This is a genomic window from Brevibacillus sp. AG (genome assembly GCF_028369215.1).
GTDB lineage: Bacteria > Bacillota > Bacilli > Brevibacillales > Brevibacillaceae > Brevibacillus > Brevibacillus porteri.
The window spans coordinates 128673-153444 of record NZ_JAQMYO010000003.1; the positions used below are offsets into that span (position 1 = coordinate 128673).

At 48.7% G+C, this 24772-nt stretch carries 29 protein-coding genes, 2 pseudogenes and 1 riboswitch; of the genes and pseudogenes, 13 read left to right on the forward strand and 18 right to left on the reverse strand.

The features are described from left to right. Positions 1-17: 17 nt before the first annotated feature. Positions 18-938 (reverse strand): CvfB family protein, encoded by a 921-nt coding sequence (locus POF51_RS09530; protein ID WP_069846846.1) that lies wholly within the window; start codon positions 936-938, stop codon positions 18-20. 190 nt (positions 939-1128) lie between these two features. Between POF51_RS09530 and POF51_RS09535 the strand changes: the two genes are divergently transcribed. After that, entirely contained in the window at positions 1129-1908 is a 780-nt protein-coding gene (locus POF51_RS09535) for an undecaprenyl-diphosphate phosphatase (RefSeq protein ID WP_069846848.1), read from the forward strand. Positions 1909-1941: 33 nt separating this feature from the next. On the opposite strand, the gene POF51_RS09540 is transcribed toward POF51_RS09535, so the two are convergent. Further along, positions 1942-2148, reverse strand: coding sequence for a hypothetical protein (locus tag POF51_RS09540; RefSeq protein WP_017250027.1), 207 nt, complete (start codon positions 2146-2148; stop codon positions 1942-1944). A gap of 64 nt (positions 2149-2212) precedes the next feature. Next, on the reverse strand, positions 2213-2572 hold the full coding sequence (locus POF51_RS09545) for a toprim domain-containing protein (protein WP_017250026.1): 360 nt from the start codon (positions 2570-2572) through the stop codon (positions 2213-2215). A 136-nt stretch (positions 2573-2708) separates the two neighbouring features. Between POF51_RS09545 and POF51_RS09550 the strand changes: the two genes are divergently transcribed. The 4 genes from POF51_RS09550 to POF51_RS09565 all read left to right on the forward strand — a co-directional run bounded on the left by POF51_RS09550 (position 2709) and on the right by POF51_RS09565 (position 5796). Next, positions 2709-2867, forward strand: a complete 159-nt coding sequence (locus POF51_RS09550) for a hypothetical protein (protein WP_017250025.1) — start codon at positions 2709-2711, stop codon at positions 2865-2867. A gap of 49 nt (positions 2868-2916) precedes the next feature. Next, positions 2917-3207: an ArsR/SmtB family transcription factor gene (locus POF51_RS09555; protein WP_017250024.1), complete on the forward strand. Its 291-nt coding sequence runs from the start codon at positions 2917-2919 to the stop codon at positions 3205-3207. A 76-nt stretch (positions 3208-3283) separates the two neighbouring features. Continuing rightward, positions 3284-4468, forward strand: coding sequence for an MFS transporter (locus POF51_RS09560; protein WP_271755274.1), 1185 nt, complete (start codon positions 3284-3286; stop codon positions 4466-4468). A gap of 80 nt (positions 4469-4548) precedes the next feature. Then, positions 4549-5796, forward strand: a complete 1248-nt coding sequence (locus POF51_RS09565; protein WP_069846853.1) for an MFS transporter — start codon at positions 4549-4551, stop codon at positions 5794-5796. A 65-nt stretch (positions 5797-5861) separates the two neighbouring features. Here the strand turns inward: POF51_RS09565 and POF51_RS09570 are convergent. Next, positions 5862-6386 (reverse strand): annotated as a pseudogene (locus tag POF51_RS09570) (agmatine deiminase family protein); the annotation flags it as partial. Then, positions 6376-6942, reverse strand: coding sequence for a MerR family transcriptional regulator (locus POF51_RS09575; protein ID WP_271755277.1), 567 nt, complete (start codon positions 6940-6942; stop codon positions 6376-6378). The gene POF51_RS09575 and the pseudogene POF51_RS09570, both read right to left, overlap by 11 nt. Positions 6943-7132: 190 nt before the next feature. Here POF51_RS09575 and POF51_RS09580 point away from each other — a divergent pair, with 190 nt between their 5' ends. The 5 genes from POF51_RS09580 to POF51_RS09600 all read left to right on the forward strand — a co-directional run bounded on the left by POF51_RS09580 (position 7133) and on the right by POF51_RS09600 (position 12273). Further along, on the forward strand, positions 7133-8467 hold the full coding sequence (locus tag POF51_RS09580) for an ammonium transporter (protein WP_271755279.1): 1335 nt from the start codon (positions 7133-7135) through the stop codon (positions 8465-8467). Continuing rightward, positions 8361-9530 (forward strand): DUF294 nucleotidyltransferase-like domain-containing protein, encoded by a 1170-nt coding sequence (locus tag POF51_RS09585; protein ID WP_244521729.1) that lies wholly within the window; start codon positions 8361-8363, stop codon positions 9528-9530. Before POF51_RS09580 ends, POF51_RS09585 begins: the two co-directional genes overlap by 107 nt. A gap of 11 nt (positions 9531-9541) precedes the next feature. Then, the gene (locus POF51_RS09590) at positions 9542-10249 is read left to right on the forward strand and encodes an exonuclease domain-containing protein (protein WP_271755283.1); all 708 of its coding nucleotides are present in this window, start codon (positions 9542-9544) and stop codon (positions 10247-10249) included. 55 nt (positions 10250-10304) lie between these two features. Continuing rightward, positions 10305-10796: a GNAT family N-acetyltransferase gene (locus POF51_RS09595; RefSeq protein ID WP_069846861.1), complete on the forward strand. Its 492-nt coding sequence runs from the start codon at positions 10305-10307 to the stop codon at positions 10794-10796. 223 nt (positions 10797-11019) lie between these two features. Then, the gene (locus tag POF51_RS09600) at positions 11020-12273 is read left to right on the forward strand and encodes an MDR family MFS transporter (protein ID WP_017250015.1); all 1254 of its coding nucleotides are present in this window, start codon (positions 11020-11022) and stop codon (positions 12271-12273) included. 69 nt (positions 12274-12342) lie between these two features. Here POF51_RS09600 and POF51_RS09605 read toward each other — a convergent pair whose 3' ends face one another. The 10 genes and pseudogenes from POF51_RS09605 to POF51_RS09645 all read right to left on the reverse strand — a co-directional run. Next, on the reverse strand, positions 12343-12930 hold the full coding sequence (locus POF51_RS09605) for a hypothetical protein (protein ID WP_271755286.1): 588 nt from the start codon (positions 12928-12930) through the stop codon (positions 12343-12345). Then, the gene (locus POF51_RS09610) at positions 12927-13415 is read right to left on the reverse strand and encodes a YbaK/EbsC family protein (protein WP_069846867.1); all 489 of its coding nucleotides are present in this window, start codon (positions 13413-13415) and stop codon (positions 12927-12929) included. Before POF51_RS09610 ends, POF51_RS09605 begins: the two co-directional genes overlap by 4 nt. Next, the gene (locus POF51_RS09615; RefSeq protein WP_069846870.1) at positions 13412-14149 is read right to left on the reverse strand and encodes an MOSC domain-containing protein; all 738 of its coding nucleotides are present in this window, start codon (positions 14147-14149) and stop codon (positions 13412-13414) included. The genes POF51_RS09610 and POF51_RS09615 overlap by 4 nt, the downstream gene beginning before the upstream one ends. Before the next feature lie 25 nt (positions 14150-14174). Beyond that, entirely contained in the window at positions 14175-14972 is a 798-nt protein-coding gene (locus POF51_RS09620) for an NAD kinase (RefSeq protein WP_017250011.1), read from the reverse strand. A 102-nt stretch (positions 14973-15074) separates the two neighbouring features. After that, positions 15075-15524 carry an NUDIX domain-containing protein gene (locus POF51_RS09625; RefSeq protein WP_069846871.1) on the reverse strand — a complete coding sequence of 150 codons (450 nt, stop codon included), beginning with the start codon at positions 15522-15524 and terminating at the stop codon, positions 15075-15077. Positions 15525-15620: 96 nt separating this feature from the next. Then, positions 15621-16019: a YugN-like family protein gene (locus tag POF51_RS09630; protein WP_271755292.1), complete on the reverse strand. Its 399-nt coding sequence runs from the start codon at positions 16017-16019 to the stop codon at positions 15621-15623. A 151-nt stretch (positions 16020-16170) separates the two neighbouring features. Next, on the reverse strand, positions 16171-16971 hold the full coding sequence (locus POF51_RS09635; RefSeq protein ID WP_017250008.1) for a hypothetical protein: 801 nt from the start codon (positions 16969-16971) through the stop codon (positions 16171-16173). A gap of 88 nt (positions 16972-17059) precedes the next feature. Continuing rightward, positions 17060-18163 (reverse strand): glycine oxidase ThiO, encoded by a 1104-nt coding sequence (gene thiO, locus POF51_RS09640; RefSeq protein ID WP_271755296.1) that lies wholly within the window; start codon positions 18161-18163, stop codon positions 17060-17062. A 639-nt stretch (positions 18164-18802) separates the two neighbouring features. Next, positions 18803-18919: riboswitch (TPP riboswitch) on the reverse strand. 64 nt (positions 18920-18983) lie between these two features. Further along, positions 18984-19229, reverse strand: coding sequence for an excisionase family DNA-binding protein (locus POF51_RS32100; protein WP_318533228.1), 246 nt, complete (start codon positions 19227-19229; stop codon positions 18984-18986). Beyond that, positions 19224-20573: pseudogene (locus POF51_RS09645) on the reverse strand (glucose-6-phosphate isomerase); the annotation flags it as partial. The pseudogene POF51_RS09645 and the gene POF51_RS32100, both read right to left, overlap by 6 nt. Positions 20574-20783: 210 nt before the next feature. Here POF51_RS09645 and POF51_RS09650 point away from each other — a divergent pair. Genes POF51_RS09650 through POF51_RS09660 form a run of 3 tightly spaced genes read left to right on the forward strand, consistent with a single transcriptional unit; the run spans position 20784 to position 23991 of the window. After that, positions 20784-22061: an efflux RND transporter periplasmic adaptor subunit gene (locus tag POF51_RS09650; RefSeq protein WP_271755302.1), complete on the forward strand. Its 1278-nt coding sequence runs from the start codon at positions 20784-20786 to the stop codon at positions 22059-22061. A 26-nt stretch (positions 22062-22087) separates the two neighbouring features. Continuing rightward, positions 22088-22807, forward strand: a complete 720-nt coding sequence (locus POF51_RS09655; protein WP_007724719.1) for an ABC transporter ATP-binding protein — start codon at positions 22088-22090, stop codon at positions 22805-22807. After that, entirely contained in the window at positions 22804-23991 is a 1188-nt protein-coding gene (locus tag POF51_RS09660) for an ABC transporter permease (protein WP_017250003.1), read from the forward strand. The genes POF51_RS09655 and POF51_RS09660 overlap by 4 nt, the downstream gene beginning before the upstream one ends. Before the next feature lie 44 nt (positions 23992-24035). Here POF51_RS09660 and POF51_RS09665 read toward each other — a convergent pair whose 3' ends face one another. Genes POF51_RS09665 through POF51_RS09675 form a run of 3 tightly spaced genes read right to left on the reverse strand, consistent with a single transcriptional unit; the run spans position 24036 to position 24679 of the window. Continuing rightward, positions 24036-24212, reverse strand: a complete 177-nt coding sequence (locus tag POF51_RS09665) for a hypothetical protein (protein ID WP_007724726.1) — start codon at positions 24210-24212, stop codon at positions 24036-24038. A 48-nt stretch (positions 24213-24260) separates the two neighbouring features. Further along, positions 24261-24407, reverse strand: coding sequence for a hypothetical protein (locus POF51_RS09670; RefSeq protein WP_007724729.1), 147 nt, complete (start codon positions 24405-24407; stop codon positions 24261-24263). Further along, positions 24407-24679, reverse strand: coding sequence for a DUF3886 domain-containing protein (locus POF51_RS09675; RefSeq protein ID WP_271755305.1), 273 nt, complete (start codon positions 24677-24679; stop codon positions 24407-24409). The genes POF51_RS09670 and POF51_RS09675 overlap by 1 nt, the downstream gene beginning before the upstream one ends. Positions 24680-24772 lie beyond the last annotated feature (93 nt).

Sequence of the window (24772 nt, forward strand, 5' to 3'; positions counted from 1 at the left end):
AGGAGGGTTTTCTTCTTTTATTCTTCTTGTTCGCTTCGAATCATTTTGGTCCAGCCGTCTACTTGCTCCACGCGGCGTTCCTTCATCAGCTTGCCGAGTGCCCGCTTGAAGCTGGACTTGCTCATTTGGAATTTTTCTCGGATGACTTCTGCTTCTGTCGAATCGGTATAAGGCATGGCCCCGTCACGATTGATCATATAGCGCAGCAGCTTGTCCGCATCTTCGCCATACTGCACTTCTTTGCGCTCTTTCATAGAACCGTTCAGACGGCCATCCTCACGTACAAAGCTAATTCGGCAGCGCACAGTTTGTCCGAGGCGCAGACGCCCTACCATTTCATCACGATGAATGAAAAGGATATGCTCGTCCTCCGTCAACAGGAATGCACCTGCTTGAATCACTTTGTAGACCGTACCTTCTACAGACTGGTTTTTCATACTCTGATCTGCCATTGCTGCGATCTTGACAATTTCGTTTTCAGTGACTGGCTTGGCCAAGAGTCTGCCGAGCTTGTCCTGCTTCAGCGCTACCAGCATTTGATCCTTGGGACGCGGCCATTCATCAGTATGCTTGGGCAGGTCATCGATGAACAAGAGCAGATCCTTGTTAATGCCGTTGTCCAGGAATACGCCCATGCGCGGAGAAATGTCCACGACTTCCAGCCAGCCGTATTCACCCATACCGACATGAGGCATGTCCATGGTCGCAGCCAGTCGGTTTTCGTGATCATGGTACAAAAACACTTCGACCTCATCATCGATATGTAAACGCTCGTGCGCTTCATTGGCATGGAGAAACACTTCATCTTTGCCATCGCGCAAAAAATAGCCGATTTCCGTTTTTCGCGCTACCGTCATGGTAAGCGTCATCCCTGCCTCCAAATTGCCGTTCTGAATGATTTGGGGCTCACGCTTTTCACGCATTTGTCTTTTGTACATATTTATTTTTTCCTCGCTCTCTACCATTGTGCACACTAACTATACCCATCCCCCGCAAGAAAATACCACAACTTTTTTCTAACAAAATAACGATGCGAAACGAAATAGGCAAGTCTTCCATTCACGGACATACATATGACAGTAAGACTGGCTTGGCCCTACTTTTCCAAGACTGGAGTGACTCTTGCCTATGCTGTTGTTGCTTGAACATATTTTTCTCGGCATTGTACAAGGCTTGACTGAATTTTTACCGATATCAAGCACGGGTCATCTCGTCCTGTTTCGCAAAATGTTTGGTATGCAGGAGGTAGGCCTTTTATTTGACACGATGCTTCATTTCGGTACGCTGATCGCTGTCGTTATCGTCTTTTGGCCACAGGTTCGTTTTATCATCATGAATCCGATGAGCAAGCTGACAAAACTATTGGTCGTAGGCACGATCCCTACTGCAGTGATCGGACTCGCCTTTGAAGATTATTTTGAAGAAATCTCCCAGACAGGCATTACGATCGGGTGGGAATTTCTTGCGACAGGCGCGATCCTCTGGGCAGTGGAGTCCATGCGCCGTGGAAATCGGAGATTCGAGGAAATCAACTACACGGACGCCCTCATCATCGGAACACTGCAAGGTGCAGCGATCCTACCTGCTATTTCCCGCTCAGGGCTGACGATTGCCGGTGCTCTCCTGCGCGGAATCGACCGTGCTGATGCTGCGCGCTTTTCGTTTTTAATATCCTTGCCCGCGATTCTGGGTGCTTGTGTCTTGCAAACAGCCAAGCTCGTAGAAACACCGCTTGAAACAGCTTTATGGATCCCGATGCTCGTGGGCACCATGTTTGCCGGACTAGCTGGATATGTAGCCATTCGCTGGATGCTTACCATCATCAGTACAGGCTCGATGAAAGGCTTCGCTATCTACGTCTGGGTATTAGGTGGGTTAATTTTACTCATGCAGCTCGTGGGCTGGTAATGCGAAAAAAGCCGGCTGCTTGCTCGCCGGCTTTCATCTACTTTCTTCCTTGTCTGGATAACGGCTGGCAATTAATTTGCCTACCAATAAAATGATGCCATAGAACGCTGTTGCCAAAAGCGAAGTAGCCAGCCACGTCGCCGTCCCCAGCACCAGATAAAGTGCGGCATGAGCAACAAAGATACCTACCAGCCACACCATAATGTTCATTCGATTAAAAAACGTCATCAAACTACGCAATTACCTCGCACCTCCACCATTCCATTTACTACTGTTATAGCCGATGAAACGGTGTTTTATCCCCTTACCGCTCTCCAAGATCAGGATGAGGCACAATAACCGCAAAGCCTGCTTGCTCCAGAATTTCTGCCAGTACGAAAAGAGGCGTGTCGGCAACCTCTCTGTACATTTTCGGCGTATGCAGATGGATCGCATCAGGAAAGTCTTCACTTAAATGGGTTCGCAATTTTTTCCCGCTGTCATCTTCATCGGTAAATAGGTATACCTCATCTGCATCTGCTGCTTCAGTTTGGGCGAGCAACTTCTCCCCCTTTTCCAAGCTGTAGGAACCGTATGTACAAAGAATAGTGACAGGCTCAGCCAGCACCCGAAGCAAGCGTTCTTTGTCTGTCTTCCCCTCCACGATCATGACACACCCTGCCATCCGTTCCCATCCTCCTGACGCACGCACGTTTTGTTATAGTATACCTCAACTCTCACCTAGGAAAATGAGGATGACTACTCCCTTTCGAAACAAGACATCTTAAGAAAGCATCCATTAACAAACAGGGGGTAGTAACATGTCCAAATTCAAAAGTGCCAAAAACCTGAATCAAAAAGGATTAGCCGTAGCAGGACTAACCAGTAGTACGGTTGCGGATGATACACATACCGAAGACAACCAAGGATCTTCCTATCAGCATCAACACAACAACGAAAATAGGAAGAATCAAAAATAAAAGGAATGAAATGGTTGCCTGGATAGAGTTTCCTTAGTAAGATAGTTTTATGAATATTGAACAACTTGAACTAACCGAAAAGCGAATCAAGATTTTTAAAGCGTTGGCAGATGAGACAAGGCTAGCCATTTTAAAGACCTTGTATCATTCCGGCAACGAGCTAAATTGTACAGAAGTGGGCTTTACCTGCGACACCTCCAAGTCCAATGCCTCCTATCATTTCAAGACACTTCGAGAGGCAGGACTGATCAAAGTCAGAAAGGATGGGCAAGCACGGTACATGAGCATATATAAAGAAACCTTCGATCAAATATTGCCTGGCTTTTTAGATACCTTGTGATTGGTATCCTTTTTTTGCTCGTTAGTTCAAAAGTTATTTAACTATATAATTATAAAACAACGAGGAGAGATTTTTTATGGAACGCCTATTTTTGATGATCTTTTTCTTCACCATGTTTTTGATCGGTACGAATACATTTATCATTAGCCCACTGCTGCCAACCTTGCGAGAGTTATATCACGTATCCACTAACCAGGCAGCCTGGCTGATCGGAACGTATGCTCTCGGATTTGCTTTGACCGCTTTAGTCGCCGGTCCGCTATCCGATAATCGAAACAGGAAACATGTGATGGCATTCGGTATGCTCGGATTTGCACTTTCCACACTTGCATGCGCCTTTGCACCTAATTTCGCCGCGATGCTCTTCTTTCGCTTTCTTGCCGGGACCTTCTCTGCCTTTATCGGTCCTCAAGTGTGGGCTGCCATTCCTGTTTTGTTTCCCCCTGCTCGTATCGGAAAAGCTATGGGGATTGTCATGGCAGGTCTTTCGGTTTCCCAAGTGATCGGTGTACCTATAGGCAGTTTTTTGTCCGCTTATCATTGGTCGTTTCCTTTTTTGGCTGTAGGAATTGCTTCTCTCGGAGCTTTTGTACTCATCATCCGAAAACTTCCTGATTTATTGCCTCCTACCGCCATAGCCGGACTTGGAACAAACAACGCCCGGGTGGCTATTTTTGCACGTTACATGGATCTGTTGCGACTGCCTCAAGCTTCACGCAGCTTTATCGGCTACTTCGTTTTCATGACGGGTGTCTATGCAGTCTTTTCATTCTATGGCGTATGGCTTTCCGATCAATATCAGCAATCCGTTACCCAAATTGGCTTGATCACTTTCGTTATCGGGCTTGGCAACACCGTTGGCAGCTTACTCAGCGGTTGGTTACTCGAGCGTTGGAAGACAAATACGATTTTGACCGTTGGGTTTCTGGGCAGCGCCCTGCTCTATCTTGTTTTGCCTTACATACCGGGAGTCGGCTTTTTGCAGGTTGTCCTCTTCTTCATGTACTGCTTCGGCGGTGTACTCGTGCCTGTCCTGATGGGGTACTTGCAATCATTGTCCGACACCTCGCGCGGTACCATATCGAGCTTGACCAACGCCTGTATGTACATCGGAACTTTCATTGCCTCTTCTTTCGCAGGCAATTTGTATTCTATTTTTGGATTCGCGGGGGTCAGCACTTTCGCCACCTTCACTTTTCTTATCGCCTATCTTCTCTTTGTTTTGAGGACGGGTAAATTAAATGTAACCTCTCAAGCTTGAGTTCTTTACTTTCCCTCTTCGCCTTGCTACGCTATGGTCACATTCATTTTATCGCAGTCAGCAGGACGGAGAGGGTCAACGTGGATTCATCCCCATCTTTATGGAAAAACAGTTCGTTCCTCAAGCTTTGGCTTGCGCAAATGACAGCAAGCATCGGTGATCATTGCTACAGCTTCGCATTACTCTGGTATTTGCTCCAAGCAACCAAATCGGGTACGGTGCTCAGCCTGCTCGCAATCCCGGAAATGGTGGCGGGTCTCATGTTTTACCTCGTCGGCGGAGTCATGGCTGACCGGTACAGCCCGCGTATGCTCATGGTGGGTGCGGATGTTGCGCGAATTCTTGTCGCGATCACGGTTGGCATCCTGGTCTACATGGGTGTAGAAGAGTTTGCTTTTTTTCTGGCAGCCCAATTCTTGTTGGGTTTGTTCTCCAGTCTGTTTCAGCCAGCGCGAACCGTTGCACTCAAATCAGTGGTTCCCCAAGAGCAGCTAGGGCGAGCAAATGCCATCTTGGATACGACTTTCCGAACGATTCGGATTATTGCGCCAATGTCAATTGGACTGGTCGCTTCGATTATGCCGCTGTCTACTTTGTTTTTTGTGAACGCAGGCAGCTATTTGATTTCCGTCTTGTTCCTTTATGCCATCCGTATTTCGTTGACCGATCAACAACAAGTATCTCCTACGAAAATGACACCCAGGCAGTACGCCCGGGATATTGCCGCAGGTTTACAGGAGCTAAAACAAAATCGTGCTCTGTTCTTGATTCTTCTCTTTAGCAATATGGGCTTTCTCGTCTGGCAGGTCACTTACACGGTGGGCTTCCCATTCATGGCCGAACGCATGCAGCAAGGAAACGGAAGTACATTAGCTGTCTTGTTGGGCTTTTACGGGATCGGGAACTTGCTAGGCAGCTTGTACATGGCACGATCGTTCTACACTCGCTATTTGTTCGTGATTATGATTGGTTGGGTGTTTCAGGCAGTCGGATTCCTGTTGCTTACGGCAGGAGGTACCGCTCACTGGATTGCCTTCCTCGGAGCAGCCGTGGCAGGGATCGGAGGGCCGCTCATTGGTATCCCGACCGTGACTGCCATTCAAATCAAAGCATCCAGCAACAGTACAGGCAAAATTTTTGCGATCAACATGCTCCTGTTCACTTTCTTTTGCACATTGTCCAGCAGCCTCGGTGCAATCTGGATGGGCAAATGGCCCGTTGAGCAGCTTTTCCTCGTTAGTGGACTATTCCTCGCTGTCATGAGCTTCGCAGGCTTCCTGATTGAAAAACGAAAACCAACGGAACAACACCAATCCTCGTCTGCATAAGTAGCTTTTTTCATACCAAAAAGCCGTTTTTTCCTCCTTCAAGGAATCAACGGCTTTTTGTTTTCCTACATTTCAACTGGCTGCTGTTGTGTCACACAATGAATCATCCCACCATGTTTATAAAGCTCTCTGACATCAATGCCAATCACTTCACGGTCAGGGTATAGCTTTTGGATGATCTCGTTTGCGATTTTGTCATTCGGATCATGATAATTCGGCACAAGGACAACGGTATTCCCAATATAGAAATTCACATAGGAGCCTTTGTATCCCAAGTCCTTTCCATTCTCTAAAATGACATTGTGCTTACTGATTGGTAAATTCACGTACTTATACGGCTTGCCCAAGGCATTCTTCGCCTTCAGCAATGTTTGGATATCCTTATTCGGGACACCCCATTCCTCTAAATCATTTTCCTTCATCGTAATAATCGTTGACTGATCATAAAATTTGGCAAAATCATCAATATGAAAATCTGTAATATCGAGGCCTGGTACACCATCTAGCCAAATAAAATTCGTCGCCCCAAGATATTCTTTCATATACTTCTCAACATCTGCTTCTGAAAATTTGGGATTTCTATTTTGGGATCATCAATTCAATATTACTGTTGTCAGGGGTGAATTCTTCATCTAAAAACAAGACAGACGGCGCACCAAGTAACTGAATATGATTTTCTTCCGCCTTCGCGTATATAGAATCAATGTACTTGTCCATGTCCGCAATATGAATTTGCAAGCTTTGACTGATGATACTTACTTCATTTCTCATTCCGAGCAATATATCGTACGTTCTTCTCTTTCCTCGAATGATCTCTTCCTTTTTTTCAATCATCTCCTGCATTTCTGCAATGATCTGTCTATAACGATTCACCTCATTGGACAATTCATTTATTTTCGAGTGGATGAATTCGATAAAAAATTTCCTGTCTGATGTCTGAAGGATCGTTTTAATCTCCGGTAGAGAAAATCTATATTCTTTCAACTTATTGATAAGTAATGCCGTTTCTAATTGACTCTTTTCATAGTATCTGTATCCATTCGTTTCATCGACATGCAAGGGCTTCAAAAGTTCTTCCTTGTCATAGTGTCGCAACATGCGCGGACTCATTTTGCAAAGCTGAGAAAATCTGCTAATTGTGTACATGTGTCTCCCTTACCCTTTGTGATGATTTCAAGAAGCTATTATATCATTCAGTATCGAGACTCTGGTGATACCTACATCGTTATTTTCTTATTATTTGCAAAAAAACAATTGCAACCGGAATTTTCATGTCATATAATCTGACATAACTAAAATAGTGTCAGGTTATATGACACAGATAAGAGGTGGATGGATGGAACCTACTGTCGCAAGTCTCTCGTCTGCCATTGACGCCACATGGGTCATGGTCTCGGCCATTCTGGTCATTCTCATGCAGGTTGGATTCGCCCTACTGGAAGCTGGCTCTACTCGCATGAAAAACGCTGGTCACGTCGCAGGCAAAACGGTCCTTACCTTCGGCATCTGCTCGATTGCCTTTTGGGCGTTTGGCTTTGGTCTGACGTTTGGAGACGGCAACTCTTTCGTCGGACTTTCCGGATTCTTTTTTGATGGCATGCAAAAAGACGCTTTCTCCGCTTTTTCCGCTGCAACTGTGCCTATCTCGATACTCTTCCTCTTTCAGCTCGCTTTTGCAGCCGTTTCACTCGCGATCGCCTGGGGTGGTTTCGCCGAACGTGCCAAGCTGTCCATTTATTTTATTTTCAGCGTACTGTTTACTGTCCTCATCTATCCTGTCGTCGGCCACTGGGTATGGGGCGGCGGTTGGTTGGCACAGCTCGGGATGCAAGACTTCGCTGGTTCTACAGTTGTCCATCTCCAAGGTGCCATCGTCGCACTTGTCGCCACTATCCTTTTGAAGCCTCGCATTGGAAAATACAATCGCGACGGCAGCTCCAATCTGATTCCTGGTCACAACCAAGTCTACTCTGTCTTAGGTGTCCTGTTTCTTTGGATCGGCTGGTTCGGCTTTAACGCCGGCTCCACGCTCGGCAGTACATCTGGATTTTTCGGCTATATCGCCGTCACAACCAATCTCGCTACCGCAGCAGGCGCTGTCGCCGCTCTTGCTATCTCCTGGATCGTCATGGGAAAAGCAGATATTCCAAGCATGCTCAACGGCGTCCTCGCTGCTCTCGTCGCGATTACAGCATCCTGCGCCTTCGTCGATCCGTGGGCAGCTGTTGTGATCGGTGCTGTGTCAGGTATTCTTACATTTTATACATCCATTTGGTTTGATCGTATGGGGATTGATGATCCTGTCTTCGCTTTTTCCGTACATGGGGTGGCTGGTATTTGGGGAACGTTGTCCACGGGTTTATTCGCTACTCCAGAGCTTACCGAAAAGGTCGGCGTAGGCGGTCCTGGGCTGTTTTATGGCGGCGGCCTGCATCAATTAGGGGTTCAGGCGTTGGGCTTGGCTGGCTCCGCGCTCTACGTTTTCGTCGTAGCCTTCATCATTTTGTATGTGTTAAAAGTAACCATTGGCCTGCGAGTCACTGAAGAGGAAGAGGTGGTTGGTCTTGACCTTAGCGAACATGGGGGATACGGCTATCCCGAACTACTCCAGCCTGAACGCGTACGACCGGCTACATCTACCCAAAGCAGCACCTCTCACTCTCTCACCTGAACAAGTGGAAAAAATACGGAATGTTGACTCCTTTGACGAGCTGGCCTTATTGCGACGAGAATTGTTGGACCCTTCTCCGTTGCGTTCATTGAATCGCGCAGGGGAATTGGCCCCTTTTTCCATCGTCGTCAATCTGATTCACGACAATCTTATCCGACAAGGGGTACTCCTCGCAGTGAACGACCTTGCCAAAAGGGGCTTGGGTACCCCTCCCGTCCCCTTTGCCTTTCTGCAATTCGGCAGTGGCGGACGGTCAGAGCAAGCACTCATCAGCGATCAGGATAACGGCCTCGTCTATCAACTGCCAGATCACCTGGGCGAACAGGAAACAGAAAAGATACATGGCTACTTTCAATTGCTGGGGGCGACGATCGTTGCTGGTCTGGAGGTAGCCGGCTATCCTCCCTGCCAAGGGAATGTCACTTGCCTCTCCCCAAAATGGCGAGGCAGCACCGAACAATGGCTGGACCAAATAGACAGATGGGTCTCTCACCCCATCTGGGAGAACGCTCGTTATTTACTGCTCGCAAGTGATGTGCGTGTCTTATGGGGCGAATCGGCCATTTTTACTCCCGTCCACGACCGCTTCCGTCAATTGCTTGCAGGGAACGCCTTTTTGCTGAATCGACTGGTAAGCAATACGTTGCATTATCGGGTGCCACTCGGAATATTCGGCAGAGTTTTACCCGAAGTCCATGGACGCTTCCGCGGCGCCATCAATGTGAAGTACGGCATTTATTTGCCACTAGTGAATTGCGTACGGCATTTCGCCTTGGCGCATGGCATCTTTGCCAGCTCTACCTTGGAACGATTGGATCTACTCGGTGAAAAAGGAGTCTGGAGCAAAGGCCTTTGTGACGAGGTGGCCGCATACTTCCGGCAAATTCAAGGTTTGCGCCTGATCGCTCCCCTCCATTGGGAAGATGGGCAATACACGAGCAATAGCTATATCAAGCTAGGGGAGCTTTCTCCTGACACCCAAGTGATGGTACGGCAGTCAATGAAGCTGGCGATCCGCCTGCAAAAAATGACAGAAAAGCTCCCGTCCGTTTTTGGGGGATAGGAGGAGATTGCGTGGCAAAATGGGACTTATTCGGTCGCATTTGGCATATGAGCCGGGCTATGTCAGATATAGCAGATGACAAACAGCACATCGCCTATTTGCGCTCCATCTCCAAAACGAATAAACCAGTCGATTCCAGTGCCGATATTCCTTTGCACGATCTGGAGGTTGTCGTCGTCGATCTGGAAACGACCGGTTTTTATCCCGATCACGGAGACGCGATTATATCGATGGGAGCCGTCGCCATGAGAGGAGAGCACCTCCTCCTCGGCGATTCTTTTTATACGTTGGTCAATCCCGGTCGGGCGATTCCTCCTCATATCCGCGCTCTCACCGGGATTACCGATGATATGGTTGCCAATGCCCCTGAGCTGTTAGAGGCTTTGTCCCGTTTTTTTCAATTCGTTGGAGATCGTCCGCTCGTTGCCCATCACTCTCGCCATGAGCGTGAATTTTTACGATCTGGACTCTGGAAAACGAGCCGACGTCCGTTTACCCACCGTATGCTGGATACGATGCTGCTCATCCGCTTGTTGAGCAATCCGATTGGCAACGGTTCGCTGGACGCCCTCTGTGCAGCACACGACATCCCGATCTCACGCAGGCATCACGCTTACTGTGACGCTGTTGCCGCTGGTACGCTCTGGGCGAAGTATTTGGTGAAAGCAAAATCACATGGATTTACAAACCTGCGGCAGGTTTACGAGGCCGTACGCTAGAAGAAGTTCGAACAAGTTCAACAAGTCCTACCAACCAACATGAGGAGAGAATATCATGCTACAAATCAGAGACGCAGTTGTGGGTGACCTACCTGCAATGCTCGCTATTTACAACTACGCGGTGGAAAATCTGGTTGCGACATTTGACTTGGAGCCACAGACCTTGGCCCAGCGCGAAGTGTGGTTTCACAAGCACGGTGACAGACATCCGATCATCGTCGCCGAATCCAAAGGGAACGTGATCGGCTATTGCAGCCTGTCCGTTTTCCGTGAGAAGCCCGCCTATCAAAAATCGACCGAGCTGTCTATTTATATCGCCCCCGATCAAAGCGGGAAAGGTGTCGGCACGACCTTGATGAGTGCGATTTTGGAGCGTGCGAGACAACTCGAATACCATACGATCGTGAGCGGAATCGTAGGGGGCAATGACGCCAGCGTGAAGCTGCATGAGAAGTTCGGGTTTTCATTGGCTGGGAAGTTTCAAGAGGTGGGATATAAATTCGGAGAGTGGCACGACGTTCATTTCTATCAATGGATGGTCAAGTAACAGCATACGAAAAGCCGACACCCTTTTCACAAGGAAGTGTCGGCTTATTTGTTATGTAGGAAGCGAATACCTAAAAGTGGCACATCTTAAGCCAGGGTCTAATCCCTTAGCCCTTATGATATTAGTGTAACTGACGGATGATTATAAGTCTATATCTTTTTGAAAATTTGCACTAAAGTAGGTGTACCTGGCCAGGGAATCAAAAACAGGAGGTAACCCTGCTGTGCAATGGCTGTCATGGGATCTGAACCTGAAGACCAGATTGATCGGCGAGACGCTTTTCAACCTATTGTTTTGGATGTACTTTCCCTTTCTTACTCTCCACTTTAGTGATACCTTTGGCAAAAATGTTGCCGGGTTACTCATGACAGTGCCACCGATTATGAGTATGATCGGCAATCTTTTTGGCGGCTATTTGGCTGACCGATTTGGTCGTCGATATGTCATGCTGTCAGGAGCGTTTTTGCAGGCAGGCATGTTTGTCCTGTTTGCCTTCTCCCTCTCTTCTTGGATCGATTATCTTGCTTTTATTGGAATCGGGCTTGGCAAAGCAGTATACAGCCCGGCGAGTTCTGCGATGGTCGCTGATCTCACCTCCGAAAAAGACAGACGCAGAATATTCGCTACCTTCGTTACAGCCATGAACATTGGCGCCGTATTGGGACCCGCGTTGGGGGCCATCTTTTTCTTTCAATACCGCAGTGAGCTGCTATGGACTTGTGCGCTTGTCACTTTTTTGTATTCGATTGCGATCTGGCTCCATGTGAGAGAGACACTACCACAGTCCGTAAAAAGCTCTGTCGCCTCCATCCATTTCCCTTCTGTTATGAAGGAGCAATGGCAGAGCTACACCGTCATTCTACGCGACAAAGCCTTTGCTATCTATATTTTCGCAGGCATGCTGATTACGATCGCAATCGTACAGCTCGATTTATTTTTGGCAGTCTATGTAAAAGAATTCGTCCCAGCGCAGACACTGCTATCGTGGAAAGCATGGTCGCTCTCGCTTAGCAGTACGGAAATTTTCGGATGGATGCTGGGAATAAGCGGCCTTCTGTTTGTTCTGTGCGCCCTGCCTGTTACCAAATGGTTTGAGAACTGGAGCGACCGGAATGTCTTCCTCTTGTCCTCCCTGCTGTTTGGCATGGGCATGTTTTTGGTGGGATTCACGACGAATGCATGGCTATTGTTCGGATGCGTGGTCATTTTTACAGTAGGGGAAGTGATGCGAACGCCGGTCGAACAGAGCTTCGTCAGCAAATACGCACCAGAACATGCACGAGGCCAGTACATGGGCGCCTCTAACCTGCAGTACTCGCTCGGCCGCTTCCTCGCTCCCGTAACCGTCATTCTTTCAGAGTGGATCATGCCTATTGGTGTTTTCGCGTTCATCTTGCTATGCTCTCTGTTGAGTGCCGTTTTTTATATGAAGCTATTCCAAATCGTTCAGAAACGCGAGTCAGTTCATTACGGATAAGCTATAGCCGAAAACAAGAAGTGGTTGAGCAGCGATAACCTCCTGCCAACCACTTTTTTTCGTTCAAGATTATAATTTTTTCGGAGCTTCTAATTTCACGGGGTCAACCATTACTTTTATTTGTGCTGGCGTTCCTTCGATCGTTACTTTCACACCGGAAACAACCATTTCTTTTGGTGTTTTTGCAACGTTGGTATTTGCAATGAACTGATCCAACTCCGGAGTCCAGGTAAGTCCAGTCGCTTGAATCATCGCCTTCACTGTATGAACGTCTGGAGCCCCTTCATACATGATACCGTCTATTGTTTTTTGATCACCGCTCAGCATAACGCTTACCCATATCGCTTTTTCGTTTGCCGAATTTTCTTGCTTTGGATAATAAAAGCGGTAGAAGTTTGTTTTCTTCTCTAGTTCAAGCGCAAATGGCAACGTGTGAATACCCTTTTCAGCTAATTCGTCTCTTATGCTGTTGTAATTACTCAGGTACGTTTTGGTTGTCATATTTTTAAACGCAGAATCAGAATGGTTCATTTTTTGTTCTTTCTCATGTGAAATACTGTTTTCAATTGCAGTCGTTTGGTTAGAACCTCCGAATACGGTAAGACCCGCGACTACGACTATTGCTGCTACTGAGATAGAGACTGCATATTTTTTCATTCTGGTTTCCCTTCTGGCGAAGCTGCATCGATTTCCTTCGCCCCTGTCATTTTTAGCAATGCCTCATAAGTGACTGGCAAAAGTGATTCTGCGATACCTGCCGCCGTATAAACCACAGAAAAGCGCTTCAAGGAGCGATCCACATAAACAGGCACTTCCTCCTGCAAAGCAAACGGACAAACTGCTCCGACACGGAAGCCCGTCATTTTTTCTACCTCTTCCGGCGTAGCCATCTTTGGCTTTCCTTGACCAAACGCCGCCTTCACTTGCTTGGGATGGACACGTACATCTCCTGCTGCCACGAACAAGGCAAACTGCTCATCCACCCGAAACAAGATCGACTTTGCGATTTGGCCGATCTCGACACCTAATGCCTGTGCAGCCACTTCGGACGTAGGCAACGGCTGTTCAAACAATATCGGCTCGATGCTCGAGTCATAGCGTTGTACGTAGCTACGAACCTTTTCCAGAGGGCTTGCGATCATTCCCCTTCACTCCCAATCTCAACTAAAAAAACGTCATCGCCTTGCGACACACTGCCTGTCTTGACAACTGAAGCATAGACGCCGAAGTGATTATTGTGACGCTTGACGCATGCCTTCAGTACGGCAGGAGTCATCGCCAGCGTATCTGGGTCGATATTGACATATACACAGCGCTCGCAGTGCTTGTTGACTTGCAAGGTCACATCATTGATTTTAATCTGTTTGCCCAACCATTTGTCTTCCGCAAACGGCTCATCATCCTCCAGGACAACGACCAAATTCCCCCGAAAGCGTCGTGGATCTACCTGCTCTGCGCCAATCTGCCGCGCGATCTCTCTAAGAGACGCATCCGTAACCAGGAGAATGTGGTCTTCCCAGTTCACACCGCCTTCTTGCGGACTACTAATCATAGGTGTAATGGAGCGATTCGCCGTCTCCGCGACATGGGCAAATAAAGCATCATCCCACGTATGTACACTGCCATCCCGGGCTTCGATCCGAATCGGCGGATACGCTTCTTTTCCTGTCCCTTCGGTCATGCTGGCATGATACCCTATGAGAGCGGGCACGACATCCGCACTGAGATACTTACCTTGCCTGGCATTGTCCCAAAAATAATAGGCACGGTCTCCATACAAGCCAAATTCATCGACCGTACTTGATGCTAGCTCTTCCCCCCGCATTGCTTTGACAGGATGACGGAAAATGGTTTGTAGTGTTCCTACTTTTTTCATTTGGCTTCCCTCCCCAACGCTTTCTCTATCCGGAAATAAACGAATTGCGAACCCGCCCCCAAAACGTCAATCGTTTGTAGCGAGCGAATTTTACTTTGTCTGGTCCCACTCGGCACCGAATGGAACGCACATCTCTCCATACCGCCTGCTCGCGGTCCAATCCAATCATAATCTCGGGATTCATGACAATCAGCTCTACTTCATGATGCTTCGGCAAGACGAGCGAGCTGTTGATGGTCCGATACGCTTGGTTATTGATCGAAGCGATCTCGGACAATTGAATCGCCTCAATGGACGGATGAACAATCGCTCCATCCACGGCTTTGTTATAAGCTGTACTTCCTGACGGTGACGATACAATCAAGCCATCACCACGAAATGTCTCCAGCTCATCGCCGTTTATATAGACACATGTCACCAATGTAGACAAATTCGCGTTGCGCAAAACCATTTCATTCAGCGCCCACTTTTCGTACTGCTTACCTTCCCTTGTGCTGATCCTGCATTGGACCGTTGGATATTCCGCGATCAGAGGCTCTTCGTTTAACAGTCGCTCGACGAATTCGTCCAGCTCCTCGGGACGCCAGTCCGCATAAAAGCCAAGATGTCCCGTGTGAATCCCTACATAGGACGGCTCGATTCCGTATTGATGTACGGCCTCCAAAAGCGTCCCATCTCCCCCGATGGACAACACCATATCCGGTTGTTCAGCCGGCCCCTTGACGAAGGTAAACGGGCTATTGGCTGCTTGCAGCTTTTCTTTCAAGGCATGTTCCACTTCTCGTGTGTAATCATCATTTCGCAGTACAGTCGCAATCTTCATGCTGGTCTGCCCTCACTTTTATCCTTACAAGCGGTCTTGCACGCTCTGTTGTTTGTCTTCACTATACCATAGGAAAAATCGACTTGCATAAAATCCCACTTGTCACCAGCGGTCACTCTGAAAAGACTGCTTGCGAAATTGAGATAAACGCCTCTCTGTAGCTGGTGATATTTCCCGAGGAAGCTCATCCCAAGCAAAAAAGCGCATTTCCGCTACTTCTTTGTCATCCTTACTCAATTCTTGACCGGATGTGAGGTCAAAATGATACAAGGCAATGTGGTCTCGTTTCCCTTCCCGCTCACTGTAAAAAAGATGGCATAGGGTAAGTCCGTCCGCTCGTATTCCGCACTCCTCCCACAACTCCCTGCGAGCAGCATCCCCAAACGACTCTCCTCGCTCTACTCCTCCTCCCGGCAAATACCAGCCATGGACATACGTATGCCGAATTAACAAGACTCCCTTTTCTACATCCGTTACAATGACACGGACACCTAAGGTGAGCGGCTTGCGGATTTTCCAATACCATTTCGCCACTGCATGGTACCAGGCCATATTTCCACCTCGCTTTTTCCATGTGCTACCATTCTTTGGCCACCTATATTTTCCCTGCCATGGTCAAGAAAAAAACAGGCCTTTCGACGGCCTGTCTCACGCGAGGCGATTCTCCAGCTCTTTGACAATTGCCTCTGCTTTTCGAATCCATCTCGAATCAATCTCTGCGTCCTTGTCTACCGGCTCCTGAAACTGATTCATCAAACCCGAAGCGAGCGGCTCCATGTAGCCGATATCTTCCTCTACCCCAGTCTGGTACACATGCCTGATCACAAACGGCCGTCCGAGTTCCAGCCATGCATCCGGGCTGTCGAGCTCACCTTGCAATACTTTGACAGGCAAGCGCAAAAAGACCGTGTTCTTGCCATCCAGCGCCCGGTCGAAGTACCCTTGCTCATAATCCCAGTTGGATAATGTAAAGTGCGGCTGAAGCGCTTCACTAAAATAGCCAAATGTCGCCCGCGTGCCTGGCAAGCTGCTGTTTATTTGTTTCATCGTCGATCCCTGCCTTTATTTATTCTGTGAGAAACGTTCACCGTTTTGTTCGTAGTGTATGACAAAAGGCGAGGTTGTACTCTCACATCTACAAAAAGCAGCAAGCCTCCTAAGCCGTGATGGCCTTGAGAGGCTTGTAAATTTCCCACCATTAAATCAAGACAATTGTCAGGAGCGTAAAGAGCGCCAATGGAATGATTTTACGTCCGTTCCGGCATCTTTTCCGTCTTCTCCCTTGAACTTTTGGCAAAACATAGGGCGGTGGAGGTGGCGGCGGCGGACAAAAAAAGGGCGGATACGGCGGGAATGGTGGAAATGGCGAAATATTTTGCTCCCAAGGACTCACCTGTGGCTTCTGCTCGCTATACGGACTGACTTGGGGTGGACGATTGCTGGTGCTATACGGGCTGACTTGGGGGGCGGGACGATTACTGCTGCTATACGGGCTGACCCGCGAGTTGTTGGAACTGCCGAAAGGACTGACCTGACTGTATGGATTGTACTCATCGCCGTAGGGACTTGCCTGCGAAAAATATGGATTACCTCCATAAGGACTGAGATCGCCATAGGGAGGATAACCTGCATACGGATTATAGCTCACATACTGAAAGTAATAATCAGGATAGTGCCCCCATCCTCCATACGGCTGCCGATTGGCCACTTCCATTACTTGATAAGGATTGTAGTCCTCATAGTCCTCATAATTCTCATAATCATACTCTTCGAAAACTTCTTCTTCCTCCGCATCCTGATCTACAACTTCTACGTATACGTTTTGATCATCATAATCGACAATGACGCCTTCAAACACTTGCCCGTCAATTGCTTCGATGCGCACTTTTTTCTCCACGTGCTCCTTGCAGATGTTGTGCACATTTTCTCGCATATCCTTTAACAGGCTGACAAACTGAATGTCAGCCTGATACAGGTTTTTATCAGAATCAGACTGCATGGTAACTCCTCCCCTTCTGGTGTTTCTTTATTACCATATACAAGTGCCCATGGGGAGGTTACCGGAATCTAGGCGAGACTAGCCCAATTTACAGAAAGCGGGCAGGTAAAAATGGCAAAAGGCGCTCCGTCTCCCCTTTTTCCACAAAGTCCGCCATCGATTTAGCCGTGACGGGGGAAAGCAGGATACCATTGCGAAAATGTCCACCTGCGATCGACAGACCTTCCCAACCAGGAACGGGGCCCAAGAGCGGCTTGCCATCTCGTGTCGCAGGTCGAAGTCCGCCCCAAGCCTCCAAAAAGGTAGCGGAGTGTAGCGCAGGAACATACGGCATGGTCCCTTGCAGGATACTGGCTAACCCCGCCATTGTGACGTCACGCTGGAAGCCACTCTCATCCTCAGTCGCACCAATGACAATTTTTCCATCCTTTTTCGGAGTGATGTAGCCTGTCGTTCCGAAAATCACTGTTCGCAATGGGATGCCCACGGACGAAACGGCCGCAATCTGTCCGCGTACAGGGCGAATCGGCACGGAAATGCCCAGCATCTCCAGCATCATTCCAACCCACGCTCCCGAGGAAATCACCGTCTGTGCGGCACGCAGTGACCCTGCAGAAGTCTCGATTCCGATCACTTTTCCACCTTTTACCGCAATGCCGCTCACCACGCAGCCAGATAACAGCTTCACTCCTTGCAATTGGCAAGCAGTAGCCAAGGCGCGAAGAAGCATTCGATTGTTAATGTGTCCTTCGTACGGCGAATAGATGGCCGCTTGCACTTGATCGGTCAGAAGTGGCTCTACTTCTTTCACTTGCGCTGTATTCGAGAGCCAATGCACAGCATGTCCCGCTTCTTTTTGCCAACGGTACTTGTCGGCGAGCTGTTGGACTTCCTCCTCATTTAACGCGACGGTCAGCAACCCCTCCAGGCTTAGCTGTACGTCTCCACCAGTCAATTCCTCCAGCTCCGCTGCCCATTCCGGGTATAGCGCAAGTGACTCCATGCCCAAATCGAGCATCGGTCCAGGTGCCGTGAATTCCTTCAAAGGAGCAAGCATTCCGGCCGCAGCAGAAGACGCCTGACCTCCCCATTCTCCCTGCTCGACCAAGGTAACGCTCACCCCGCGCCGTGACAGCTCGTATGCCAAGCTCAATCCGATAATTCCTCCACCCACTACCAGACAATCACTCATCTTTTTTCTCTCCTCACTAAGTTGCGATTACTTCTAATAAAAAACGTCTTGTATGTTGCTGTTGTGGTGTGGAGGAAACAGGAGAAAACGCTCAGCTTCTAGGGCCACCCCCTGCGGGATTGACGGCACGACTCCATGCAAAAAGCGAAACCGCGTCCAAAGTGGTCTCTTCAGGATGCATTTCAGAGGTGGACGCTTAAGAGCGTGTTTCGCTTTTTGCATTCCGTCTCGGTCGGTGTCCCTAAGATCTTCGCTTATTTCTCCTGTTTCCTCTACGAGCTTTTCGTGTTATCCGATTTTTTAAAGATTTTTAATTAATGAAGAACGCAATCAGTTACGCCAGAGAAGAATATTTCCAGACGTAGCGACTTGTGGAGTCCTACTGAGCGGAGAAGGGATGAGCGGGCAAAAGAAACGCAACGTGCCCGGACTACGAAGCGGCTACCACTTTTGCGTTTCCCCGTGAATCCCTTCGGAGCGGGCAGTCTTGACCCCCAGCAGGACGGAGCCTGGAGCCTAGACTGGAAATATTCTTCTCTCTACTACAGCCACATGTAATCTCCATAACAAAAAGCCCACCCATTCCAATAGCAGGAAAAGGTGGGCTACATACGCATAGGTAACTATCAAGAAAAAAGCGCAGTCTGCCGGCAACCGTATCCCTGCGCCGGCATGATCCGGATCAGGTGCAATGGGTCGATGGTCGATTGCTTCCATCCTCTCAGCCCCGCATGAAGGACTCCCCAAGTTGCTTGTTTATTATGATATTCCTTTGTAAGTATAGTCCTCTTTACAACCATCTGACAAGCACGTCCGCTGGTTAATCCTCATCCTTCACATCGTAGCTCTCTGGAATCGGGTCATGACGCGCGGCATCCTCGAACTCTCGGAGCTTGCGAATTTCCTCCAGATGATGATTGAATTGCTCTTTGTTGATGATGTACTCATTGCCGTCATGGACAGCACGGATGCGACCCTGCTTGATTTTTTCCATAATAAACGTCTCGGGAAGCTCCAAATAAGCAGCTGTCTCCTCGACGGTCAAATACGTCTTATTCTCGCGCAATCTAGCCTCCAGTTCCGCTTTCTGCCGCTCGTAGCCTGGCTTGCCCAGCAAGGCAAACATATTGGCTTTGTACGCCTCCACCCCTGGCTGATCAAACGGATTGACGCCCAGCAAATAGCCGCTGATTCCGCATGCCTTTTCAAAAAAGTAAATCAGTCCACCGAGATAGTAAGCTGTCGCCTCCGGTATTTCCACAAGCAGATTCGGTACACCGCCGTCCACATGGGCCAGCACCGTTCCCTCGAAAGCTTTTTTATTGACATACCCCATTCGTTTGCCAGTCAAAAAATTCAACCCATCGACGTCAGCGGGGTCCTCCTGGACAGTCAAATCCACTGCGGGCTTCATCACAGACACAACGGTCTCAAACAAATGCCTCATGCCGTCCTGTATGTATTGGCCCAACGAATGCAAGTCCGTTGAAAACTCGGCAGAAGCCGGAAAAATTCCTTTGCCATCCTTACCCTCCGATTCCCCGAAGAGCTGCTTCCACCACTCCGCAAAGTAGCGAAACTGCGGCTCATAGCTAACCAACAGCTCCACTGTCTTGCCTTTTCGATAGAGTGCATTGCGAATCGCCGCATACTGATAGCACGGATTATCGCGCAAATCCATGACCATGTAACGTTCGCGTGCATCCTTTGCCCCTTGCATGAGTGCATCCATGTTTGCCCCGCTTACAGCGATCGGCAACAATCCAACCGCGGTCAGGACTGAATATCGCCCTCCGATATCATCTGGAATGACAAAGCACTCATAGCCTTCGTCATCCGCCAGCTTTTTCAGGGCTCCCCGCTGTTTATCGGTCGTAATGTAAATTCGTTTTTTGGCCTCTTCACGTCCATATTTCTTTTCCAGCCATTCCCGAAAAAGTCGAAATGCGATAGCTGGCTCTGTCGTCGTGCCCGATTTTGAGATGACGTTGATAGACACATTTTTTCCTTCTAATACGTCCATCAGATGAGAGATATAAATCGGACTAATATTGTTGCCCACAAAATAAATCTCTGGAGAACGTCGCTTGGACTTCGGCAGCAAATTGTAGAAGCTGTGGCCCAAAATGTCAAGCACCGCTTTTGCGCCTAGATACGAGCCTCCGATGCCAATCACCAAAAGCACATCCGAATGCGATTGAATCCGGGCTGACGCTTGGCGAATTCGTTCATACTCGTCCCGGTCGTATTGTTCCGGCCAATCGACCCACCCAAGATAATCTTTTCCAGGTCCAGTCCTTGCATGAAGCATTTGATGCGCAATTTCGATCGCTGGAGAAAGCTGCTCCCACTCATGCTGTTTGACAAAGGCTCGAGCGTTGGCGTAATCAAAACGAATCGTTTTGTTCATAGCTCCCCTCCGAGGAACGTCATCTCATCTTTATCTATGATATCACGGCAAATGGCGGCAAAGAACTTTCCGACAAAACGTATCAAAATGCGCTTAATTATGTCCAAAATGTGAACATTCGGCATTTCATGTTACCTTTTTCCAGTACTACCGTAAAAACCTTTCGAGCAATGAAATAATATGGTTCTTACCAAAGCAAGGAGAATGAACATGAAAAAACGATGGTGGATCATCGGTTCCGTCGTAGTCCTCCTGGGCATCGGGGGCGTTGCGTTTTCCATGATGGGATCGCAACAAGCTATGGGAATGCCTGTCAACATCGGCGCACCAACGAAATCAGCTTTGGAAAGCAAGGTTTTGACATCAGGGCTCGTCACCGTAGAAGACAAGCTCAAACAGTACGCCAACGTCACCGGAACCTTACGCGAGTTTGTCGTCAAAGAAGGCGACAAGGTGAAAAAGGGACAAGTGATCGCGAAAATCGACACGTCCGATGTCGATAGCCGAATCCTCGAGATGGACGCGCAAATGGAATTGGCCAAAGCCAACCTCGCCAAGGCACAAATCGGCAACGAGCCGGAAGAAGTCGCACAGGACCAAGAACGTGTCTCCCAAGCCCAGCGTGAATACGATGCGGCAAAGCGAGAATATGATCGGATGAATCAATTATTCACTTCTGGGGCTTCCACCCAGCAAGAGCTGGACAAGTTGAAATCACAAATGGATAGCGCTCTATCTACGCTGAATGTCGCCAAGCAACAGCTCGCTCTCAAGCAAAAGGGGCCACGTAAGGAAGACATTGCCGCTCAGCAAGCCCAAATCAACAAGCTGAATGTAGAAAAAGCACAGCTGAATAAAGAACGAGTCCAAAGTGTCGTCGTGGCACCTATGGATGGAACCGTCATTGGCGTTGCAGCTGATAACGGTCAATACGTCAACAAGGGAACGGAAATCTTGACCCTTGCCAATCTAAACAATCTGTTGATTGAAGCAGACATCAACGAATCCGATGTCAACAAGCTCAAAATCGGTCAATCTGCCACGATTGAAGGCGTGACACTCGGAAAGAAAAAGCTGAATGCGGCAGTAGCTCGCATCTCTCCAACCGCGACCACTACTGCCACCAAGTCGGGGCAAGGTGAAAAAACACGCGTCAAAGTCACCCTCAAGCCAGCTGGAGATCTATCTGCTTTGAAGCCGGGCTTCCATGTTGACATCAACATCTCCGTGGAAAAAATCGATAATGCCATGCAAGTGCCAATCGAAGCGATACAGCAAGATGCTGACGGCAGTACCTTTGTCTGGGTATCTGCTAATGGTGTTGCGAAAAAGCAAAAGGTCGAAACTGGTATGGAAAATGAGTTGTTCACTCACGTCAAGTCTGGACTTAACGGTGATGAGCAAGTGATTTTAGGCCCTGTCGAATCCCTGACTGAAGGAGCTCCTATCATGCCAATGAGTGGCGGCGGCGCACCAATGGGTATGTAACACGTAAAGAAGGAGGTCAGCCGACGATGCTTCATGTAGAAGGCTTGACGAAAGCATACAAGACGGGTGATACCGTACTGCCCATCTTAAAAGGTGTCTCCCTGCTGGTGGAACAAGGCGAATTCGTTGCCATCATGGGGCCATCAGGATCAGGGAAATCGACGTTTATGAACATGCTGGGCTGCCTGGATCGTCCAGATTCGGGTTCGTACATGCTAGACGGCATTGAGGTTAGCAGTCTGAAGGATACGGAGCTCGCCGTCGTTCGCAACCAAAAGATCGGCTTTGTGTTCCAATCGTTTAATCTACTCGCCCGCTCTAGCTCCTTGCACAATGTAGAGCTGCCGATGATGTACGCGAATGTCAGCCGCTCAGAACGGCGCAAACGGGCTACAGAAGCGCTCAAACGGGTGGGGTTGGCTGAACGCATGGACCATAAACCAACCCAGCTATCCGGTGGTCAAAAACAGCGTGTAGCGATTGCCAGAGCACTAGTCAATAAACCCGCCATCCTGCTGGCAGACGAACCGACGGGAAATCTGGACAGCCGCTCCGGGGTCGAAATCATGGCCATGTTTCAGGAACTGCATGCGCAGGGCGTTACGATCATTCTCGTTACCCACGAATTGGATATCGCCCAGCACGCTGAGCGGATTGTGACTTTCAAGGATGGCGTGATCATTCGCGATGAAAAGGTTACGGAGCGGATATTCTCCAAGCCGTCTGACGAGGTGATTGTCACATGAATTTTATGGAAAGCTTTAACACCGCCGTGGAGGGTATCTGGGCGAATAAAATGCGCTCGATCTTGACCATGCTCGGGATCATCATCGGGATTACCTCCGTCATTGTCGTCACGGCACTCGGTGAAGGTGGACAGAGAGCCATCAACGAAGAGATGGAAAAGTTCGGGCAGAACACGTTTAACGTCTTCATCAATTGGGAGACAAAAGAAGAGATAGCCTCAGAAGATATGACCGTAGAAGATACCGAGGTGCTCGGCAGGATTAGTCCCGCCATCGAATACATCGTGCCTTCCAACTCCAGTACGATTGATTTGAAGGGTCCGAAAAAAGAAGAGCGCGTCAACCTCACTGCCTCCACTGCTGATTATTTTTCGATGCAATCAACATTGAAGGTGGCAAAAGGGCGACTTTTCACCGAGGTCGATGACAAAGAGCAACGCGCCGTCATCGTCCTAGAGGAGGCTCTTGCCCAAAAGCTGTTCGGTCAAATGAGCCCGATTGGTCAGCGTGTTCGCTGGGGGAATCAATCTCTCGTCGTAATTGGGACGTACACGGAAGAGAAGTTCAAGTTCGATATGGCAACGAGCTATGGAGCGATTATTCCCATCCGTTACGAAATGAGCCTGCAGGAAGAGCCTTCTGTCCAAATGATCATGGGAAAAGCGATCGACAAAGCCTCTGTCGAACCAGCCATGCAGCAGGTCAAACAGTACTTGAGCCGCAAGCATCAAAAGGAAGACCATTACAGAGTTCGCAGCATGCAAGAATCGATGGATCAGTTTAATCAAATGACGGGCACCTTGACACTGATCTTCAGTATCATTGCAGGAATCTCCCTCGTGGTTGGCGGCGTCGGCGTTATGAACATCATGCTCGTATCCGTGACAGAGCGTACTCGCGAAATCGGGATTCGCAAAGCATTAGGGGCACGCCGACGAGATATTTTGATTCAGTTTTTGATTGAATCGGTCATCGTCTGCTTGATCGGTGGATTAATCGGGGTGTTGTTTGGCCTTGGTATTGCTTCGATCATCGCCTATTTTGCACAGTTGCCGCCGCTTATGTCCTGGAACAGCGTGTTTATCGCATTCGGCTTCTCCAGTGCCATCGGTATATTCTTCGGCCTTTATCCGGCCAATAAGGCAGCCAAGCTCGATCCAATCGAAGCACTGCGTTACGAATAAGGAAAAAACAAGCACCTGTAAGCTCTCTAGCTACAGGTGCTTGTTTATGTTGGCAACGTATCTGTTACCAGCTTCAAAAGAAAAAAAAGCGCAATCCCCACGCTCGCGACTGTCCACCAGAGCGGCTTGCTGTCAGCCTTTTCTGCCTTGTAGATCCCGATTAACTTCCAGGTACCCACCGCCACGCACAAGAGGCTAAACAGGAGCAGGATTGTCCCCATGACCTCCCTCCCCTCACTCCTAGCTATATGGGGATGAGAGGGAAAAAATCACTTCTTCGGGTCCTTTTTGCCCAATCGACCGAGGACCATTCGGCCCCGTTCCTTGATGGATTCGTCCTTGATATCTTGTTGACGCTTTTTCATCAAACCGTTTTTGGAAGTATCCGGTCGGTCCGTTTGCCGTCCATCTCGCATTAGCTGTACTTGCCTCCGCTTTTTTTCTCGTAATCGTCCAAAAGCTCAGCAAAGCCCTTGTTGCGCTCGCGTTCTTCCTGCTCCCGGCGCTTTTGTTCGGCTGCTTCCTTCTCTTTGCGCTCGCCTTCTGTCTTCATGTCTTTTTCAAGCTGCTTGAGTGCTCCGAGCGCATCTGCATTCAGCATATCCTTCAAACTGTTCAATCCACTTTTCGCGTCTACCGTAGTTGTTGTCTCTGCTTGACGCTGTGGTTTTCGTTGTTTTTTCGCCATTGAAATTGCCACCCTTTCCCTATCCTCATTCTGTCCTCATTCTCTGGCCCCATCCGGGTCATACTATCTTCATCTTTCACAAAGAGGAGGACA